Source organism: Paenibacillus sp. 01T424 (genome assembly GCF_056398745.1).
The window spans coordinates 81,515-100,057 of record NZ_JBFTPZ010000003.1; the positions used below are offsets into that span (position 1 = coordinate 81,515).

General features: G+C 45.7%; 17 protein-coding genes and 2 riboswitches. Of the genes, 6 read left to right on the top strand and 11 right to left on the bottom strand.

The genetic code is table 11. The features are described from left to right. Nucleotides 1-140 precede the first annotated feature (140 nt). A complete protein-coding gene (locus AC1DPK_RS03770; RefSeq protein ID WP_339207657.1) occupies nt 141-299 on the top strand; it encodes a hypothetical protein in 159 nt (52 codons plus the stop codon). Nucleotides 300-363: 64 nt separating this feature from the next. Here AC1DPK_RS03770 and AC1DPK_RS03775 read toward each other — a convergent pair whose 3' ends face one another. Next, nucleotides 364-774 (bottom strand): gamma-glutamylcyclotransferase family protein, encoded by a 411-nt coding sequence (locus tag AC1DPK_RS03775; RefSeq protein ID WP_477509376.1) that lies wholly within the window; start codon nt 772-774, stop codon nt 364-366. 74 nt (nt 775-848) lie between these two features. Between AC1DPK_RS03775 and AC1DPK_RS03780 the strand changes: the two genes are divergently transcribed. The 3 genes from AC1DPK_RS03780 (at nt 849) to AC1DPK_RS03790 (ending at nt 4,938) form a co-directional block, all read left to right on the top strand. Further along, nucleotides 849-1,730, top strand: a complete 882-nt coding sequence (locus AC1DPK_RS03780; RefSeq protein WP_477509466.1) for a helix-turn-helix domain-containing protein — start codon at nt 849-851, stop codon at nt 1,728-1,730. A 109-nt stretch (nt 1,731-1,839) separates the two neighbouring features. After that, nucleotides 1,840-3,126 (top strand): glycoside hydrolase family 27 protein, encoded by a 1,287-nt coding sequence (locus AC1DPK_RS03785; protein WP_477509377.1) that lies wholly within the window; start codon nt 1,840-1,842, stop codon nt 3,124-3,126. A 432-nt stretch (nt 3,127-3,558) separates the two neighbouring features. After that, complete coding sequence (locus tag AC1DPK_RS03790) at nt 3,559-4,938, top strand: Glu/Leu/Phe/Val family dehydrogenase (RefSeq protein WP_477509378.1); 1,380 nt, start codon at nt 3,559-3,561, stop codon at nt 4,936-4,938. A 138-nt stretch (nt 4,939-5,076) separates the two neighbouring features. Here the strand turns inward: AC1DPK_RS03790 and AC1DPK_RS03795 are convergent, their stop codons facing one another. Next, the gene (locus AC1DPK_RS03795) at nt 5,077-6,396 is read right to left on the bottom strand and encodes a VWA domain-containing protein (protein ID WP_477509379.1); all 1,320 of its coding nucleotides are present in this window, start codon (nt 6,394-6,396) and stop codon (nt 5,077-5,079) included. A gap of 158 nt (nt 6,397-6,554) precedes the next feature. Here AC1DPK_RS03795 and AC1DPK_RS03800 point away from each other — a divergent pair, with 158 nt between their 5' ends. After that, nucleotides 6,555-6,857, top strand: a complete 303-nt coding sequence (locus tag AC1DPK_RS03800; protein ID WP_441879080.1) for a hypothetical protein — start codon at nt 6,555-6,557, stop codon at nt 6,855-6,857. A 67-nt stretch (nt 6,858-6,924) separates the two neighbouring features. On the opposite strand, the gene AC1DPK_RS03805 is transcribed toward AC1DPK_RS03800, so the two are convergent. The 3 genes from AC1DPK_RS03805 to AC1DPK_RS03815 all read right to left on the bottom strand — a co-directional run bounded on the left by AC1DPK_RS03805 (nt 6,925) and on the right by AC1DPK_RS03815 (nt 9,675). Next, nucleotides 6,925-7,887: an aldolase catalytic domain-containing protein gene (locus AC1DPK_RS03805; protein ID WP_441879082.1), complete on the bottom strand. Its 963-nt coding sequence runs from the start codon at nt 7,885-7,887 to the stop codon at nt 6,925-6,927. A gap of 245 nt (nt 7,888-8,132) precedes the next feature. Then, the gene (locus tag AC1DPK_RS03810) at nt 8,133-8,879 is read right to left on the bottom strand and encodes a GTP cyclohydrolase II (protein WP_477509380.1); all 747 of its coding nucleotides are present in this window, start codon (nt 8,877-8,879) and stop codon (nt 8,133-8,135) included. Between the two features lie 31 nt (nt 8,880-8,910). After that, complete coding sequence (locus tag AC1DPK_RS03815; protein ID WP_477509381.1) at nt 8,911-9,675, bottom strand: DODA-type extradiol aromatic ring-opening family dioxygenase; 765 nt, start codon at nt 9,673-9,675, stop codon at nt 8,911-8,913. Between the two features lie 147 nt (nt 9,676-9,822). Here AC1DPK_RS03815 and AC1DPK_RS03820 point away from each other — a divergent pair, with 147 nt between their 5' ends. Continuing rightward, entirely contained in the window at nt 9,823-10,146 is a 324-nt protein-coding gene (locus AC1DPK_RS03820; protein ID WP_076267930.1) for a winged helix-turn-helix transcriptional regulator, read from the top strand. Nucleotides 10,147-10,217: 71 nt separating this feature from the next. Here the strand turns inward: AC1DPK_RS03820 and AC1DPK_RS03825 are convergent, their stop codons facing one another. The 6 genes from AC1DPK_RS03825 to AC1DPK_RS03850 all read right to left on the bottom strand — a co-directional run bounded on the left by AC1DPK_RS03825 (nt 10,218) and on the right by AC1DPK_RS03850 (nt 17,533). After that, complete coding sequence (locus AC1DPK_RS03825) at nt 10,218-12,539, bottom strand: histidine kinase (RefSeq protein WP_477509382.1); 2,322 nt, start codon at nt 12,537-12,539, stop codon at nt 10,218-10,220. 4 nt (nt 12,540-12,543) lie between these two features. Further along, nucleotides 12,544-13,152, bottom strand: coding sequence for a potassium-transporting ATPase subunit KdpC (gene kdpC, locus AC1DPK_RS03830; RefSeq protein WP_477509383.1), 609 nt, complete (start codon nt 13,150-13,152; stop codon nt 12,544-12,546). 31 nt (nt 13,153-13,183) lie between these two features. Further along, nucleotides 13,184-15,217 carry a potassium-transporting ATPase subunit KdpB gene (gene kdpB, locus AC1DPK_RS03835; RefSeq protein ID WP_477509384.1) on the bottom strand — a complete coding sequence of 678 codons (2,034 nt, stop codon included), beginning with the start codon at nt 15,215-15,217 and terminating at the stop codon, nt 13,184-13,186. 18 nt (nt 15,218-15,235) lie between these two features. Then, nucleotides 15,236-16,915 carry a potassium-transporting ATPase subunit KdpA gene (kdpA, locus tag AC1DPK_RS03840; RefSeq protein WP_441879090.1) on the bottom strand — a complete coding sequence of 560 codons (1,680 nt, stop codon included), beginning with the start codon at nt 16,913-16,915 and terminating at the stop codon, nt 15,236-15,238. Nucleotides 16,916-16,933: 18 nt separating this feature from the next. Continuing rightward, entirely contained in the window at nt 16,934-17,011 is a 78-nt protein-coding gene (gene kdpF / locus AC1DPK_RS03845; RefSeq protein ID WP_076268070.1) for a K(+)-transporting ATPase subunit F, read from the bottom strand. Nucleotides 17,012-17,134: 123 nt separating this feature from the next. Continuing rightward, nucleotides 17,135-17,533 carry an NAD-binding protein gene (locus AC1DPK_RS03850; protein WP_441879092.1) on the bottom strand — a complete coding sequence of 133 codons (399 nt, stop codon included), beginning with the start codon at nt 17,531-17,533 and terminating at the stop codon, nt 17,135-17,137. Between the two features lie 118 nt (nt 17,534-17,651). Then, a riboswitch (cyclic di-AMP (ydaO/yuaA leader) is annotated at nt 17,652-17,822 on the bottom strand. Nucleotides 17,823-17,913: 91 nt separating this feature from the next. Beyond that, nucleotides 17,914-18,112: riboswitch (cyclic di-AMP (ydaO/yuaA leader) on the bottom strand. Nucleotides 18,113-18,543 lie beyond the last annotated feature (431 nt).

Consider the following 18,543-nt stretch of genomic DNA (forward strand, 5'->3'; position numbering starts at 1 on the left):
ATCCCTTTATGTCATACTGTTTCAGTGTACTCGACCGCTCTAAAAAGAACAATTGCAGTTCGGTCAAGCAAAAAAGTATAGCAACCTACTTTTATGCCCATTCTACTATTAAAACCATGAATTTAAGGACGTGAACCCTAATGATGGACAAGGACTATCATCTCGCTGAATTAAATAACCAAAGCGATGCGCTCGATGCCATTCGCAAGCTGGAGCAGCAATTGACTAAAACTTATGGCTCAGAAGTCGCATTAATTGCTTATGCCGCAGACGCAGATAATGAAAAAGATAAAGCCTAAACAGCATATTAAGGCGTAATCAACGGCATGGCTCCTGTGCAATTCACAGAGGCTATGTCTTTTTTTATAAAATGCCCCTTATTTTACGAGCGAAAAATAGCGGCCAGTATTCATCCGCGATTGCCGGGCAGCCTCTATCGGATTCCCAAACGTACACCCAGCCTGAAACAAGCTTATCCTTTGCGTCAGCAACCCATACCCTTTCATAATCATTTTGCTCCTCGTGACCATAAAATTGCTCGAGCTCATCCATGGATGCAAGTCCTTCTCTATCGACGACTATCCATTGACCGCTTATAATACTATTGCACTCTTTAGCAATAGCATCTCGAACGGCCGCTGGATAATCTCCGCAATCCACCAGTCTCCCTGCGATCTTTCCAGGTCGAATCGATTGCACATAGGATGAAACAAAATGATGATTGCTTTGACCAGGCAGTAACGAACCGTAAATAAAAACAGGTATTTGCCGCATCTCTTCTCGAGCACCTTCCATCATGAAATACTAGATTGAAAATCCGTCTTCCTTCGAGGTGATTATTCCAAGTGATGATGAATCAGCCCTACGGTGTATATGGTTATCGATTTCAAGACCCGCCGCAGCTTCCCATCTATCAGTTATTTGCAACCGGCTATCAAGAGGTAACAGAGACTAACTACTACTGGGACGGGATGAAACGAATTGACGGCCCGCTTTACTTATTCCAATATACCGTCTCCGGCTTCGGTCAATTCAGACTCGGGGATGAAACACATGATCTCTATGCAGGCAATGCTTTCCTTGTAGAAATCCCTGGAGATCATCACTATTGCTTGCCGCAGTCGAGCGACCACTGGACTTTTTATTTTGTATTATTCCGCCAGCAGCATATGCAAGCGCTGTGGTCTGAGCTGCTGCATGCCGTCGGTGCCACACCAACATTTGAGCCTATAAGCGCTGTCGTTCGCAGCCTTCAACATTTATATGCAGAGGCTCGCAGCAATCGTATTCAGAACAGCTACCAAGCATCATCTCTTATTTATCGTCTTATGATGGAACTGCTGCAATCAAGTACGCTGCAGCAGCAGGAGAAAATGAATTGGCCACTACAAATTAAGCAGGCAACAGCTTATATGGAAGCTGAATTCCATCGTTTGCAAAGCTTAGATGATGTCGCAGCTGCGGCTGGATTGTCTAAATATTATTTTACGCGAATGTTCACGAAGACGACAGGCATGTCACCAATGGACTTTGTAACGAAGCTCCGAATCGAGAAGGCTGTTCAGCTGCTTAGGAGCAGCAGCCTCACGGTCGAAGAAATCGCTCATACGGTTGGTTACTCGAGCGGCAGCTACTTTAGTAAAGTATTTCGAAGCCGCGTCGGCTTCCCTCCTGCTGATTTCCGCTTAGCCAAGGAGCTTCCTTCAATCGATCGTTTACAGTTCGATTGAAGAGCAATATTTTACATATCAACGCAATAAATTACGCTAGTCATCGACTAACGTTTCGTTTTACGATTGTCGTATAGAGCAATATTACGATAAGAGAGGACGAAATCAAATGTATACAACTTCCAAACATCATCACTATGCAGCAACWCCGCCTATGGGCTGGAACAGCTGGGACTGCTATGGCGCAAGTGTGAGAGAAGACGAGGTTCGCGGAAATGCGGCATATATGGCCGAACATCTGCGAGATTATGGCTGGGAATATGTCATTGTTGATATTCAGTGGTATGAGCCAGGGGCAAATTCGTCCCAATATCGTCCTTTCGTTCCGCTTGAGATGGATGAGTATTCCCGCTTGCAGCCCGCAGCTAACCGATTTCCATCCGCTGCGAACGGTCAAGGCTTCAAACCTCTAGCTGATTATGTTCATTCACTCGGGCTAAAATTCGGTATCCATATGATGAGGGGCATTCCTCGTCAAGCCGTTCATGCAGACACCAGCCTGCTTGGAACAAACATAACCGCTCGCCAGATTGCACATCCGAATTCGATCTGCCCGTGGAACACAGACATGTATGGCGTTGATGCTTCCAAAGAGGGCGCACAGCAATATTATAATTCGTTATTTGATTTATACGCTTCATGGGGTGTCGATTTCGTTAAAGTGGATGATATTGCCGCTTCCAGAATTTACGGCATTCATTTGGATGAAATCAAGCTTATTCATCACGCAATAGAACAATGCGGCAGACCGATGGTGCTTAGCCTATCGCCTGGTCCTGCTCCTCTCGAACATGCGGGTCCGCTTGCAGAGCATGCGAATATGTGGCGAATGACAGATGATTACTGGGATTTGTGGCACCTGCTTTATGAGATGTTTGAGCGCTGCGAGAAGTGGGCGCCGCATGCTCGGGATGGAGCGTGGCCGGATTGCGATATGCTGCCGCTGGGGCATTTGGGCATTCGTTCTGTAGATGGCGGAGGCAGCGATCGCTGGACAAGATTTACACGGGACGAGCAGGTAACGATGATGTCGCTATGGGCTATTTTCCGATCGCCGCTTATGTTTGGCGGTGAAATGCGGGACAACGACGAATGGACGCTGTCATTGCTCACAAATGAGGAAGTATTATCCCTTCATCGGAATGGACGCGGTGCACGCCAGCTTTATCGAGAACAGGACCGTATTGCATGGACAGCACAGGGCGATGATGCATTGTACGTTGCTTTGTTTAATGCGAGTGATCAAGAGGATACGGTTGCCGTGACGCTTGCGCAGCTTGGTTTAGCCGATGCTCCGCTCGTACGCAATCTTTGGACACAAGAGAATCTCGGGAGCTTGAACGAGCTGTCATTCTCTCTGCCTCCACACGGATCGTTATTGCTCAAATTAACATAGCATATTTAATGATCACGCTCGGCCGCCAATTGTTTATTCTAACAGGAATTTCTGCTGTTAAACTCGCTCAAATGCTGCTTCTACCATGCTTGAAACGGAAAAACTCCCGTTAATTTCTGCAAAAGACCACTAATGAGTCATTTGCATCGAAATAAGCTGGAGTTTTTCCTGTTATTTGTGTTGCAAGGCGTTTATTCGCTAATATAACGGGAAGTTTTCCTGTTACCCAGCTTAATAAGAGTGGATTCGAAGCTGAATCCCTATGATTTTGTAACCATTGGCACATCAAGCTATCCCTAGTTTTGGCTTATAACGTTCCAATATGTTACAGTTAGAGTTCAGTTGCTAGCGTATCTGCCTCATATCCTTTGGCAATTATACGCTGCAGCTTGAAAAAATCTCATTCCTGAATACATAGGAGGTCGTTTAGTTATGGCAAGCCAAACAGGAGCCATCGTACAGCAATCCTTAAACGCACTAATGGGAGACCCTGCTTTTTTACCAAATTTACAAGCTCAAGCACGTGAGCAAGCATTCTTATCACTTGCTGCTATTCTTTCCACGCCAAATAAAGTTCATAAAGCTTTTTTGCGCATTACGGTAGATAACGGCAATGTCGTTCGAATTCCGGCCTATCGCATACAGCATAACGATACACTCGGGCCTTATAAAGGCGGAATTCGGTTTCACGAATCCGTAAGCGAAGATGAAGTAACAAATCTAGCTGCGCTAATGACGCTCAAAAACGCGCTTCACGAGGTGCCTTTCGGCGGAGGTAAAGGTGGAGTCGTTATTAATCCACGCTCCTATTCCGCTAGAGAGCTTTATCTCATTTGCAAAAAATACGTGCAATATTTCAGTGACGTGCTTGGGCCTGACAAAGATATTCCGGCACCTGATATGGGAACCGGCGAGCGTGAAATGGACTGGATGATGGCCGAGTACAAAAGCATTCATCCTGGTCATCCTTACCTCGGCAGCTTCACCGGCAAAAGCGTCATTAACGGCGGGTCTTTAGGCCGCAGAGAAGCTACCGGAAAAGGCGTTTATTTCACTTTCCGTTACATGCTTTATGATTTTCTTAAAGAGCAAAGCAGCTGGCTAGCTGGCAGCACAAACCCGTTTGTGCAAACCGCGTTAGCGCATGCGGACAAGCCGCTGTCGATCGCCGTTCAAGGCTTCGGCAACGTTGGTTCAGTCGCTGCAATGGAAGCATATAAATGCTCTTATTTAAACAATAAAGTAATAGCTGTAAGTGATCGCAACGTCACGTTATACAATCCAGATGGTCTCTCTGTCCCTTCATTGCTTGAATACGCATCGCTTCACCAAGGTGATTTGCCTTCGGACGAAGCCGCGCTGTCTGAGCTTGATATGAAAGCCCAAATTCTTGGCCGCGAAGAAGTCCTTTATTTAGATGTAGATGTGCTTATTCTTGCTGCACTTGAGGAGCAAGTTCGCAAGGACAACGTCGATCAAGTAAAAGCCCGCATCATTGTGGAAGGTGCGAATGCCCCTGTCACTGGCGAGGCTGATGAGGTGCTGACTGCAAAGGGCACCATCATTATTCCCGACATTCTTGCAAACGCCGGCGGTGTTATCGTCTCCTATTTCGAATGGCTGCAAGGGAGAGAAACACAATTTTTCACCGAGGAACAGGTGTATAAGATGTTGTATGAGAAAATGCAAACAACGTTAAACGGCATTCTGCCCGCTTTCTTCGGCGACCCTTTCCCGCTGCGTCAAAATTGTTATAATCATGCGGTTATGAAGCTGTCAACCGTGCTGTATCGTCAAGGCAAGCTTTATTAACATGCCTTCCTGACTAGGTATCTGCATGCTCCTTTAAGAGCTTCTTAGTCATAAATGTGACTTTACAGATTCAAATAAAGGGCAATCCCTCAACCAGCTTTGGCTGCCGAGGAATTGCCCTTTTTATAATGAAGAAAACTACTGCTGAACATAACGATTAATGACTTCAACAAGCAAATCATTGAGCAGCTTAACCTCATATTCGCCTACTGCTGGCTCTAGGTGATCACTGCCAATACCGCTGTCATCGGTTAAAAACAAATACGTGCCGCCCGTCGCTGTTGCCATGAAACGCATCAAATATTCCGTCTCTGCACTCACTCCGCTAGAAGCTACAGGTATAATTCTAACCCCTTGCTCTGCCGCATCCTCTGTAAGCTGCTTTATCTCGTCGATAACCTGTGGTTCATCATGAGGCGGTGCGTCTAGAACGAGAAACAGCAGACGCGCTCTAGCATCCTTGCTCCACTCATGCTCATGAAGCGCATCGCGCAGCGCCTGATCAACAGCCTCGGGATAATCTCCGCCCCCATCCGCCTTTTGTTTGTTAAATTGATCTATCACTTTATTTATGTCCGTAGTGAATGGATACGGCTTGACGATATAATCATCATGCTTATCTTTGTAAAAGTTTGCGCTAATACGAATACCAAGCTGATTTGCATGCTCATCGGACACTCGCTTCACAACATCCTTAAGCTCCGCTTCCAAATAATTTAGCTCATCTTCCATGGAGCCTGTCGTATCCACAACAAACATGATGTCTACCTGATCTGACAGCGCTGTACTTTTACTTAAATCAACTTTAATGCTGCCTTGCTGTGGGATGTCGATCTCCTGCGTCGTCTTGCTTTCTTGACCCGATTGCACTTTAACAGTATAACGGCCTAAGTTCGCCGTATCACTTTCAAATAAACCTGCATACACATAGGCTCTGCCCTCCGTGTTTGTACGCGCCTTCCATATCGTCTTCTTGCCTGCGTATAGTTCTACCTGTGCATCTGACAATGCTTTGCCTCCAGCTGTGACGATAACCTCAAGGCGGTTAAAATTCCAAAACTGCCATACCCGCTTGCTGCTATCCCCTTCTTGCGAGTTGAGTAAATTGCCAAAGCGATCCCAAGCAGCTATATCATCCCATTCGCCAGCAGTTAGTTGCCCGRCCTGCTCTATTTTGTCTGGATTTGAATACCCGCGTTTGCCCCCCTCTTTTTGTCTTAGAGGCTCCACACTAATGGATTTTCGATCCTCACCACTTGTAGTAGCTTCTCCTTTGCTCGGAGCTACACTCTCCGAACTGCTTTTGTATTCCATGTCTCGGTTACCACTGTTCGAGGCATCATTCTTAGAGGAAGAGCACGCGCTTAATACAAGAAACAGGGAGAGCAAAACAACGGTAATCCAGCCCAATCTTTTTCTTTGTCTAACATCCTTGTTGAGAGAATGACCCGCTTTCATTCCTTCAGCCCCTTTTTATTTATATTTACGTTTCCTAATCTGACGATTATTGGAAGTGTAATGTTGCATTAATAAGCCAGTAACATTACAATCGTTAACAGACATGCTGCGAGTCCCATGATCGGCTGCATGAAGCAATTATTCAGGAGGACTTCACCTTGGAAACATTCGAATTAATCGCATTTGAAATGACATATCAGCAAAAGACGATTCAGCTTTCTTTTACTTCCGCTGAGCTCGTTCGAGTTACGGAGTATGGGGATCGATTATGGTACGTGGATATAAATGGCGTTGGCGATCGTGAGCTATTAGCATGGTTTGGCAGAAATGAGGATATCGGAATTGAGCTTACTGCTGTCGCCAGCAGTGGGCAAACCTTCCGAGGCAAAGGCTATTTTCATCCGAATGAGCCTCATCAAGCTGCTGCTGTTCGGGGCGATGGCGAGCTGCTTGAAACATAATGCACACAAAAAAAGAAGCTAAGATAAGTCATGTTAATGACTTGCCTTAGCTTCTTTTGATTTATTATTATTTGCCGTGAGCAATTTCAGGCGTTGTAAGGCGATCATAAAACTCTACGCCTTTATCTTTGTCTGCAGAATCACGAAGCGCCATAGCGGAACGTGGATGCTCATCCAAAATACCTGTAATCATGTAAGGAATGATGTAACCCCATTCTTCCTTCTCGCGAAGCGGAACCATATACTTCTCGATCATATCAAGGACAGGACGGATGTTATATTTCGTGTTTTGAAGCTCAGATACCAATAGCTCCGTGTTGCAGTTGCCCGCTGCGCGGCCCATGCCATAAACAGATGCATCAAGCAGCTCAACGCCATGTTCTGCTGCTAGCAGCGTGTTAGCAAATGCAAGCTGCAAATTGTTGTGTGCGTGAACGCCTAGACGTTTGTTAGGCAAATGCTGACGGAACTTGTCAACGAGGTAGCTCATATCGCTTGGCTTCAAGCTGCCGTAGGAGTCAACGACGTAAACAACGTCAACAACGCTCTCATTGATAAGCTGGAAAGCTTCAATAAGCTGGTTCTCCATTACGTTAGAGAGAGCCATAATGTTAATTGTCGTTTCATATCCGCGATCATGGAATACTTTAACCAGCTCAAGCGCTTTATCTACATCTTGGATGTAGCAAGCAACGCGAATCAGATCAAGCAAGCTCTCGCTGCGCGGCAAAATGTCGTTCTCGTCAACTCGACCGATATCAACAAGTGCGGAAAGCTTCGTATTTCCTTTGTTAGGGATGACTTTTTTCAAGAAATCATCATTTAGAAAACGCCAAGGTCCTGCACTTTCAGCACCCTTAAGCAGTTTTGGAGAGTTTTTGTAGCCGATTTCCATATAATCGACGCCGGCTTCGTTCAAGCTTTGGTACAAATGCTGAACGAACTCGACACTAAAATCCCAATTATTTACGAGTCCGCCATCACGGATCGTGCAGTCAACAATTTTACAGTGGCTTGTTTTTGATTGCATGCTTTGTTACTCCTTTGATGTGAACATGAGTTCATTTTATCTCATCATACTTGAAAAGAAAGAGGAACGCAAAATAATTTTGTCGTTTTATGGTTAATTTAGAAGCAGTTTTGTCTACTCTGCAAACACCTTCTAGGTCAGCGATAGGACATCTACTTTGACTATTATGACCAATGTTCAGACAAAAAAGCCGTCTCAACGAATTAACGTAGAAACCGGCTTCTTTGGCTGCTTTCACAAATAAATTATTTAACAAGCGTATGAGGCTCTTGTCCATAATGACCCGATCGCTTCATTTTTGTTTGGATATATTTTTCATTATAAGTAGAGGAATTGCCCCATAATGGGACTCTTCCCGCCACGTTCATACCCGATTTGCGCAGTGCATCCACTTTCCGCGGATTGTTGGTAATGATCGATACCGGGTGCTTACGCAGCAGCTTCAGTACAGCAATTGCATCACTATAATCGCGTGAATCATCTGCGAAACCAAGCTCTGTATTCGCATCAACCGTATCGAGCCCATCCTCTTGAAGCAAGTAGGCAATCGCTTTACTGAACAAACCGATTCCACGGCCCTCATGATTGGCTAAATAAAAGAGCGCCCCCGTGCCGTGCTCTATTATGATCCGCATCGATTGCTTTAACTGAAAGCCGCAATCACATCTTGCGCTTCCGAAGATATCGCCTGTATGACAGATGCTGTGCATCCGAATTAGCGCGTCTTCATTATTTTCAAAATCGCCATATACGAGAACGCTTGATTGCTGCAGATCCGCATAAGAGAAACGATTTAAATCATCAACGAGCTGCTCGGGAGACAGCTCCTCGCCTGCTTCTTTGCGGAGCCAGCTATACCAATGAAAAATCTTAGTTTCTCCGTCAAGGTCGACGGGAAGCTTCACAGGACCGATCACATAAATGTCATCATTGCCGCTTTGCGTTCGTTTTAGTTTGTTTTTAATAAGTGCTGCTATATTAGGTTTAATCATGCTAGTTCACCTTCTCTAAAAGTATACGCAATTAAAATTGCATGCATAAGTAGCTTAGCGTACCAAATTCATAGCTTCGATAAATGACCTTTGGAGCTGACTCTGGGCTGCCGCTTCCTAAAGCTATATATAATGGAACAAAATGTTCTGCACGGGGTACTGCCATTTTAGCATGTGGAGCAAGCTGTTCATACTGAAATAGCGAATTTGTATCGTGCTTATTCATTTTTTCTATTAGCCAATCATCAAACTGTACAGCCCAGCTCTCCGGCTCCTTCTGTCCCCAGTTTACAGCACGAAGATTATGAACGGTCACGCCGCTGCCTATGAGCAAAATATTTTGTGAGCTTAAGCTTCGCAGCGCCTCGCCAATTCGGAACTGCTCCTCCGGAGCACGATATGGATTTACAGAAATCTGCACGACAGGAATATCTGCCTTCGGGAACATATGCTTCAGCATCGTCCATGAGCCATGATCCAGTCCTCTTTCATTATCATATGCTACCTGAATATTATTTTCGCTCAGCAAATGGCCAACATGCTCAGCGACTCTTACTGAGCCTTTAGCAGCATATTTGATCTGATAAAGCTCATCAGGAAAACCATAAAAGTCATAAATCGTTTCATATTCATCATCCTTGGATGAAATCGTAACGATGTCCGTCTCCCAATGCGCCGTGAAAATAACGATCGCATCCGGCTTTAGACTCGCGCCTGTTTGTTTCAGAAATTCGCTATATTCATTTTGCTCGACAGCGAGCATCGGTGATCCATGCGCTAGAAATAAAGGATTCATTGCGGTACCTCCTTAAATTCACTTACTATTTGTAACTAATTATAATTTTATAACTAAAGATAGTCAAGTAATTAACAATATCCAAGTGTGCTTGTATAAATAAGATATTGGAGTTATACTTATTAGAAGTAAAAAGAGGTGATGCGCATGGATCAATCTAACCTTTGTCCCCGTTTTCAGAAGGGAATGGAGCTTATAAGCAAGCGTTGGACCGGCCTTATCATATTCCAGCTTTTGTCCGGCCCGCAGCGCTTCTGCGCCGTTCAGTCCGCCCTTCCGATCAGCGGCAGATTGCTGTCAGAACGTTTCAAAGAGCTTGAGAATGAAGGTATTGTCGATAGACATGTTTACCCTGAAATACCTGTACGCATAGAATATTCATTAACGGAAAAAGGCCTTGCTCTTGAGCCGATTATCCGTGAAATACAAGTGTGGTCTCAAGACTGGATTGAACCGATAACCAAAGTCTAATCCATCCTACACAGCATAAAAGGGATTATCTGCTCAGCGGTGTTTAAGCGCTGACTAGATAATCCCTTTTTTTAACATTTATCCGTAATCCGGTTTGCCACAATGAGCATATCCATATGGCGTCCGGCTTGCAGCAATTCACGGACGATATTGCCGCGAAAGCTTGCATACCACGCCTTTCTGCTAGGCTGCCCAACGATAAGCTGCGTTGCTTTGATGCGATTGGCTGCCGTTAGAAGTGTACCCGCAATATGCTCCCTGCTCTCCGCTTTGGACATTTCAAATACTCCACCAAGCCTCTCGGTCAGCTTCATCAACAGATCACGCTTATTGATCGCCTCGTCTGTCCAAGGTGCGCCATCCTGCACATGATGCACATGCCACTGCGCCTTCAGGCGATACGCGATGCGGAAGCCCCGCCGAATAAGACGCTCTGCGTCCGCGAGAATATCGATGCCGACAAAGATGACCTCTCTTCGGCGCAGCGTTCCACGCAGCGTCTGATTGCGATCCCATGCTTCAAGCCGTTCATCCACATCATCAGCAAGCTCGCGAAGGGCAAGCTCTCGCAGCGCAATTAAATTGCCCGTCGTGAAAAAAGCACCAAGCGCTTGTTCCACTTTGGCTTTGGCATATATTTTCCCATCTCTCATACGCTGCTGCAGCATTTGCGGTGTCACGTCGATCAGCTCTACTTGATCTGCCAGCCTTATGATCGCATCGGGTACCGTTTCTCTAACACGAACGCCAGTAACCTGCTCAATGGCGTCATTCAAGCTTTCAATATGCTGCACATTCATCGTCGAAACAACCGATATTCCCTTCTGCAGCAAATAAATGACATCCTCATAACGCTTCTTCCTCAAGCTGCCCGGCACATTCGTATGAGCTAACTCATCCACCAGCACAACATCGGGATTTCTGCTAACTATCGCTTCAACATCCATTTCTTCGAGCTGAGTACCTCGATATTGAATCGTTTGCCTAGCGATAATCGGCAGATCTCCAATCTGCTTCAATGTATCCTCGCGCCCATGTGTTTCCACGATGCCAATAACGACATCTATACCTTTCTGATACATCATGTTCGCTTCAGCAAGCATCCGATACGTTTTCCCGACGCCAGGAGCCGCCCCGATATACAGATTGAAGCTGCCTCTTCTCATGGACTCCATTTGCTGCTCGCGCTCATCTGGGCTGAACCTTCGAAACAATGCTTTCCGCGAATCACTTCTTTGCTTAACAGGCAAAATCCGCTCGCCTTCTTGCTCTGAGCGGTCTGCCATAAGAAATAAATCGATCTGCTTGAGCTTGCGCAGCACGCTGTCAACAATTGAGCCCTGTTTCAGCTGCTGCCATCTGCTCTGCTTGGAATGGCCCATAACGATACGAGTAACCTGATGCTCCTCCGCGTACCTTACTAGAGCGGACGGCAAACGACGGCGGCTTTGCAACGGCAGCTCCTCAAATGTGCCCCCTACTTTAACGGTAAGCTTCTTTATTGAAGCTTTAAAAGCCTGCTCTTCCTTGGACAGTTTTTTTTGCGGCTCTTTAAAGGAAACGACTACGACATCTCCATTAAGCCTGCGGGCAATTTGCTGCCCTCTTCTTACATATAAAGAGCCGTTCCAATGATATTGTGCAGTTACCAGAATACGCTCGGAAGCACCCGACGGACCCGTGAGCCCCATCTCCTCCCGATGCTTCTCCAGCGACTCATTGACTCCCTCTGCGACGAGCCGCAGCGACAGCTCTCGCAGCACTGCAAGATTTCCCCGCAGGGAAATTGCAGGATCTGGCTTTACGCCAAGCGTTCCATCCTCAAACCGCTTAAGCATCGTTTCAGGCGATACATCAATTAGCCTAACCTCATCAGCAAGCTCAAGCGTATGAGCAGGAACGGTGCAGCTCGGACGAATTCCCGTCCATTTGAGAACAGCCTGATTTACACCCTCGAGCTCATACACATTGATTGTCGTAATAACGCTTATGCCCTTGCCAAGCAAAAAAATAATATCTTCTAGCCGCGTTTGAAACTTTGCATCTTCTCGATTGCGATGGGCTAGCCCATCTATGAGCAGCACCTCAGCGTCCCTCTCTACCAAAGCATCCAGATCTAGATCCTTTTGCTCTGCACCATCCTTCTGCCAATGGATGCTTGGCACACGCTCGAAAGGTTCAATCAATTCAAGCGTCTCCGGACTCTGCGGCCTAGGAACCGCGCAAAGGACAACATCAATGCCATCTCGCTTCAACTCTGTTCCTTCTCGCAGCATATGATACGTTTTGCCTGAACCGCTCACCGCTCCAATGAGTATTTTCAGACGTCCTTGATGCAGCTTTGCGATGGAGAGTAGCAGCTCCTCTGGCGTTTTCTTTTTCAGCGGAGCCATATGGCTATTCCCCCAACATTTTTGACAATGCGATATTCAGCTTCAACACATTAACCCGTTCGTCACCGAAAACGCCTAAATCGCGGCCTTCCGTATTTGCTTTAACCAATTGCTCAAGCTCTGCTGGCGATACGCCGGTCAGCTTGCTGATTCTTGCGATCTGTACATCAGCCGACTGCGGCGTAATATGCGGATCAAGACCAGAGCCTGAGTTCGTAATTAAAGCGATCGGCAGCTGGGAAACCGGTACATCTGGATTTTGTGCCTTCCAAGCCTCAATGGAAGCTTTGGTCCTTTCGATTAGAGTTGGATTGGATGGTCCAAAATTGTTCGATCCAGAACCGGCAGCATTATAGTCAATGCTTGATACACGTCCTTGAAACCATTTCGGATCAACAAAGCTTTGGCCGATCAGCTCTGAACCAACGACTTGGCCAGAGCTATCCTTTATAAGGCTTCCATTCGCTTGCTTAGGGAACAGCAGCTGAGCTGCTCCCGTGCTTGCAAGCGGGTAAATAATGCCGCAAATAATCATAAATATGATGCTGATTCGCAAAGGTATCATTAACGATGACAACTGGAATCGTGAAGCGTTTTTCGCTTGTTCATTCATATAGGTAAGCCTTCTTTCGTGTATGGTTATATTAAATCCATAAATGCACTGCAAAGTCGATGAGTTTAATGCCAACGAACGGAACAATGACACCGCCCAGACCATAAATGAATACGTTGCGGCTAAGCAATTTGGCTCCGCTCATCGGTTTGTACGCTACGCCTTTAATGGCAAGCGGGATAAGCAGCGGAATAATAATCGCGTTAAAAATAAGCGCCGACAGTATAGCAGACAATGGAGAGCCTAAATTCATAATATTTAGAACGCCCATCTCGGGAATGGCAAGCATGAACATCGCTGGAATGATTGCAAAATATTTGGCGATATCATTAGCGATACTAAAAGTCGTCAGTGCCCCTCTTGTCATAAGCAGCTGCTTGCCGATAGCAATGACTTCAATAATTTTGGAAGGGTCCGAATCCAAATCAACCATATTGGCAGCTTCTTTAGCAGCAATCGTCCCGCTGTTCATAGCAAGACCCACATCCGCTTGGGCAAGTGCAGGAGCATCGTTTGTACCGTCACCAGTCATCGCAACCATTTTTCCTTCGGCTTGTTCACGGCGTATAACAGCTATTTTATCTTCCGGCCTGCTCTCCGCAATAAAATCGTCGACTCCCGCTTCATGTGCGATGGTTGCTGCAGTAAGCGGATTGTCTCCCGTACACATAATCGTTTTGATGCCCATTTCACGCAGCTGATCGAATCTTTCCTTCATTCCTGGCTTAACGGTATCCTTCAAATAGATAACACCAAAGATTTGGTTATCAACAGCTACTGCGAGCGGTGTACCGCCTAATGTAGCAATCGTATTCGAAATATTTTCTAAATCGGTTGGTATGGTCCCCCCCTGTGAAGCTACCCACTTCCGAACCGCATCGACAGAGCCCTTCCGAACTCGGCGGCCGTTTGCCAGATCAATACCGCTCATTCGCGTCTCTGCTTTGAATTCAATAAATTCGCCGCCTTCCGCAAGTGAAGCATCATAGCTTAAGCCCTGCTTCTTCATCCATTCAAGCACAGAACGGCCTTCAGGCGTTTCATCCTTAATCGAGCTAATAGCCGCCCAACCCGATAAAGTTTGAAGATTGCTGCCTCCGACAGGCACAAGCTCGCTTGCCATCCGGTTGCCGAATGTGATCGTTCCTGTTTTATCCAAAATCATCGTATTAATGTCGCCTGCTGCTTCAACAGCCTTACCTGACATAGCCAGTACATTAAACTGAGTTACTCTATCCATCCCAGCAATGCCGATTGCTGATAATAGTCCGCCGATGGTCGTCGGAATCAAACATACAAGCAGCGCAATTAATACTGGAATTTCTAAGTGGATATCCAAATAGTTAGCGATTGGTGCCAACGTAACAACTACAATTAAGAAAATAATCGTTAAGCTAGTCAAAAGTGTATTGAGCGCAATTTCATTAGGCGTCTTCTGACGTTTCGCTCCTTCAACAAGGGCAATCATCCGATCGATGAATGACTCCCCGGGGTCACTCGTCATGCGCACTTTAATTTTGTCACTCACAACCCTTGTACCGCCTGTAACCGAGCTGAAATCTCCTCCAGCTTCTTTAATAACTGGCGCCGATTCACCTGTAATCGCTGATTCATCTACGGAAGCCAGCCCTTCAATGACCTCGCCATCACCAGGAATCATCTCACCTTGGGAGACGATGAAAATATCGCCTTTGCGGAGCTCCGTTGATGATACGACTACAATAGAGCTGCCGACGAGCTTATTGGCGCTCATTTCCTGCTTAGATTTTTTGAGCGAATTGGCCTGTGCCTTGCCTCTGCCCTCTGCAATGGCTTCAGCAAAGTTTGCGAACAGCAGCGTGAAAAGCAGGATGAAAAACACGGTAATATTAAAGCCTATGCGTTCTTGAGAATTAAAGTAATTTGGAAAAATAGTCATCAGCAGAACGATAACCGTCCCTACCTCGACAACAAACATAACGGGATTTTTCATCATCGTAACTGGATTTAATTTCACAAAGCTATCGACAACGGCATGTTTAACCGCGTCTCCCGACAGCAAATTATTCTTCTTATTTTTATTCATTATCGTTCACCTCATCCGTTAGCGGAGTGTCAAATATTCTGCAACCGGCCCAAGCACGATGACCGGCAAGAAGGTTAATGCACCAATTAAAAGAACAGTACCAATTAGTAATATAGTGAAAAGTCCATTATCTGTACGGAACGTCCCGATTGTTTCTGGAACAGGCTGCTTGCGAACAAGAGATCCTGCAACCGCAAGCATCGCAATCACCGAAATATAGCGGCCGGTCAGCATGACAAGTCCAGTGCTAATATTCCAGAAAGGCGTATTATCGCCTAATCCCTCAAAGCCGGAGCCATTATTCGCAGCCGATGACGTATATTCGTAAAGCACCTGGCTAATGCCGTGAAACCCTGGATTCGTTATCGCCCCGTGACCCAAATCCGTCATAAAAGCGATGGCTGTGGGCACTAATATAATGAAGGGATGAACTAGAATCGCTATCGCTATCAGTTTCATTTCTCGCGGCTCTACTTTTCGTCCCAGAAACTCTGGCGTTCGGCCGACCATCAGCCCGCATATAAACACAGCTAGTATGGCGTACATGAGCATATTGATAAGCCCTACTCCCTTGCCTCCAAAGACGACATTAAGCATCATTTCAGCAAGCGGAACCAAGCCGCCAAGCGGTGTAAGCGTGTCATGCATATTGTTGACGGTACCCGTTGTCGCAGCAGCTGTTACCGTTGTGAACAGTGCCGATTGCGCGATACCGAACCTTACTTCCTTGCCTTCCATGCTTCCTTGAGTCGCGTCGATTCCTAGTGCGCTCATTGCAGGATTGCCTGTTTTCTCCGATGTGTAAGCAAGGCTTAGAAACACAAGAAACAGACACATCATGGCGGAGAATACAACCCAGCCCTGCTTTTTGTTTTTAGCAAAAAGCCCAAATGCATAAGGCAGTGAAGCCGGCAGCGCCCACATCGACAAGATTTGAATCACATTCGTTAATGGATTTGGGTTTTCAAATGGATGAGCCGAGTTCACTCCAAAAAAACCGCCGCCGTTTGTGCCCAAATGTTTGATGGATTCAAGCGAAGCTACAGGACCGATTGCAATTTGCTGCATGGCTCCCTCAAGCGTTTTAATTGTAAATGTTGGATCAAGTGTTTGCGGCACCTGAAGAGCGACAAGCACTAGCGTGATAATAAAGGAAATCGGAAGAAAAATTCTTGTGTGTGCTTTTACAAAATCCTCGAAAAAGTTGCCGATCGTCGTTCCTTTACTCGTAATCCCACGAACAAACGCGATGGCAACCGAGAAGCCCGTCGCCGCTGACGTGAACATCATCATCATGATGACCGCCATTTGGGAGAAATAAGATAAGGCACTTTCCCCGCTGTAATGCTGAAGATTCGTATTGGTAATAAAGCTGATGACTGTATTGAAAGTCAGTGTAGGCTCCATGGCTGCCATGCCATTTGGATTAAACGGCAGTGCATTTTGGAACCGCAATATCAAATAGCTGAAAGCAACTAAAATTAAATTGGTTGCAACAAAGCTGAGTGCGTATATCTTCCAACTCATGCCCTCTCTTTTTTTGAGACCAATAAGCTTAAATATAAATCGCTCCGTCCCTCCGAATACTTTGTCTAACCGATTGTGTTCATTTGAGAACACATGATAGACGTAAGTACCAAGCGGCTTAACTAACAATACAAGAACGGCAATGACGATAAGCAATTGTAAAATATCCATCTTGTAAATCCCCCTCTATTAAAACTTCTCCGGATGAATTAAAGCATAAATCAGATAAACGAAAACAAATACAGCCGCTATCGCTATGACAGTCATTAGCCTTCGCCCCCTGTTTTCTCAATAACACTGGAGCACCAAGTTAAAAATCCGTAAAATAAACCGAAGCTAGCTAACAACGCCCCGAACATATAAAAATCCTGCATGTAAACCCCTCCTGCATTATTTGTTGCTTAATAGAAAACCGACTTCACCGGTATGAGAGAATACGATATGATCCGCTCCAAGCCCCTTGTAAATAGCCCTTGGATTCCACTGCTGTGTGATGACGTAAATGGACTTTGAGGTCCAAGCTCTACAGCACTGTACAAAGCGGCAGCTAAGCGCCAAGCTGCTCTCGAATATAAATACCTCGCTAATGTTCATCGAAGGAACATTCCAGCTTTGACGATCATTCGTATTGATGTACAAAACATTGCTGATGCCCTGCTTGCGAAGCTGTTTTTCTTCCTGTTTACTATTTGTCAAAACGATAAATTTTAATTGATGAAACTGCAAAGTTCGTATAAATGATTGGCCAGCCTCGTTTAAACCAGCAACAATAATATGCTCTTCCTGCAACCGAATTCTCCTCCATATGGTAAAAAAGGCAACAAAAAAGAAGCCTTGGGATAAGAGGAACTTTTCCCGCGGCTTCTTTGCCCGCAGCAGAATAAGCCGCGGGAAGCACGATGGCTGTTGCCTCTCTCGAGTACACTTACGAGGTTAGCTGTCGGATTCGGGCCTTGAGAGTTGCCCTACGCTTGATCATTTTCAAGCGATTCACCCCATGAAGCGAAGTCGTGATTACACACGAATCGTTCGTTGGTTCCCCCGTTCCTGCTGCTGCAGGACTCAGCGTTTTCTTACATTTTGTAGCAAATTAAGCTTTTTTGGGCACAAAAAACCACAGAGGTCTATGACACTCTGCGGTCGAAGTTAATCGATCACAAGCTTCATCATTCCTCTCTCGGTCCACGCTTACGAGGTTAGCTGTCGGATTCGGGCGGTGAGAGTCGCCCTACTTTGACCGGTATCCATGGCACCTGTCAAAGATTCACCCCTGCTCTGCGTTTGTTCGACTCTCACATCGAACAGGCGCATCGCGTCATTATTGGTTCCCCCGCTTCCGCTTTCACGGAAACTCAGCGATCAGTAAATCGAAACTTATTTATAAATCCTGTATCGAATATTACTCCTCGCTATAAATACTGTAAAGGCAGTCTGCTACCTAATTTAGCCAGTTTCAGCCTTGCAGAGCGATTCGCAACGCTTACATTCATTTCGATCTCTCGATATCTCACTATTTCTCAGTTTTACTCTTGTTTTCAAAAATAGTGTTCAATCCCTTTCCAACGATTTTATGCGTGAATAATCAGATTTCTCTATAATCGAGAATGGAAGAGAATAAACGAGTATTTCGAAGAATAAATATCTTTTTACTGCCATAACGAATGGATTTCTTTTAATATGGCATATGGCTGCCTTTTCACGATATACCACAGTTTTACAATATTGCATTTCGGGTTTACCATAGACGGCAAGCCAATATGGCTGAGTATTATCGGTGAATTATTCAAATCGAGGAGAGA

What these genes read in the sequence shown, in the direction of transcription:
- AC1DPK_RS03770 (WP_339207657.1), top strand. Translation starts at nt 141, where the DNA reads ATGATGGACAAGGACTATCATCTCGCTGAATTAAATAACCAAAGCGAT.
- AC1DPK_RS03775 (WP_477509376.1), bottom strand. Translation starts at nt 774, where the DNA reads ATGCGGCAAATACCTGTTTTTATTTACGGTTCGTTACTGCCTGGTCAA.
- AC1DPK_RS03780 (WP_477509466.1), top strand. Translation starts at nt 849, where the DNA reads ATGATGAATCAGCCCTACGGTGTATATGGTTATCGATTTCAAGACCCG.
- AC1DPK_RS03790 (WP_477509378.1), top strand. Translation starts at nt 3,559, where the DNA reads ATGGCAAGCCAAACAGGAGCCATCGTACAGCAATCCTTAAACGCACTA.
- AC1DPK_RS03805 (WP_441879082.1), bottom strand. Translation starts at nt 7,887, where the DNA reads ATGCAATCAAAAACAAGCCACTGTAAAATTGTTGACTGCACGATCCGT.
- AC1DPK_RS03810 (WP_477509380.1), bottom strand. Translation starts at nt 8,879, where the DNA reads ATGATTAAACCTAATATAGCAGCACTTATTAAAAACAAACTAAAACGA.
- AC1DPK_RS03815 (WP_477509381.1), bottom strand. Translation starts at nt 9,675, where the DNA reads ATGAATCCTTTATTTCTAGCGCATGGATCACCGATGCTCGCTGTCGAG.
- AC1DPK_RS03820 (WP_076267930.1), top strand. Translation starts at nt 9,823, where the DNA reads ATGGATCAATCTAACCTTTGTCCCCGTTTTCAGAAGGGAATGGAGCTT.
- AC1DPK_RS03825 (WP_477509382.1), bottom strand. Translation starts at nt 12,539, where the DNA reads ATGGCTCCGCTGAAAAAGAAAACGCCAGAGGAGCTGCTACTCTCCATC.
- kdpC (WP_477509383.1), bottom strand. Translation starts at nt 13,152, where the DNA reads ATGAATGAACAAGCGAAAAACGCTTCACGATTCCAGTTGTCATCGTTA.
- kdpB (WP_477509384.1), bottom strand. Translation starts at nt 15,217, where the DNA reads ATGAATAAAAATAAGAAGAATAATTTGCTGTCGGGAGACGCGGTTAAA.
- kdpA (WP_441879090.1), bottom strand. Translation starts at nt 16,915, where the DNA reads ATGGATATTTTACAATTGCTTATCGTCATTGCCGTTCTTGTATTGTTA.
- kdpF (WP_076268070.1), bottom strand. Translation starts at nt 17,011, where the DNA reads ATGACTGTCATAGCGATAGCGGCTGTATTTGTTTTCGTTTATCTGATT.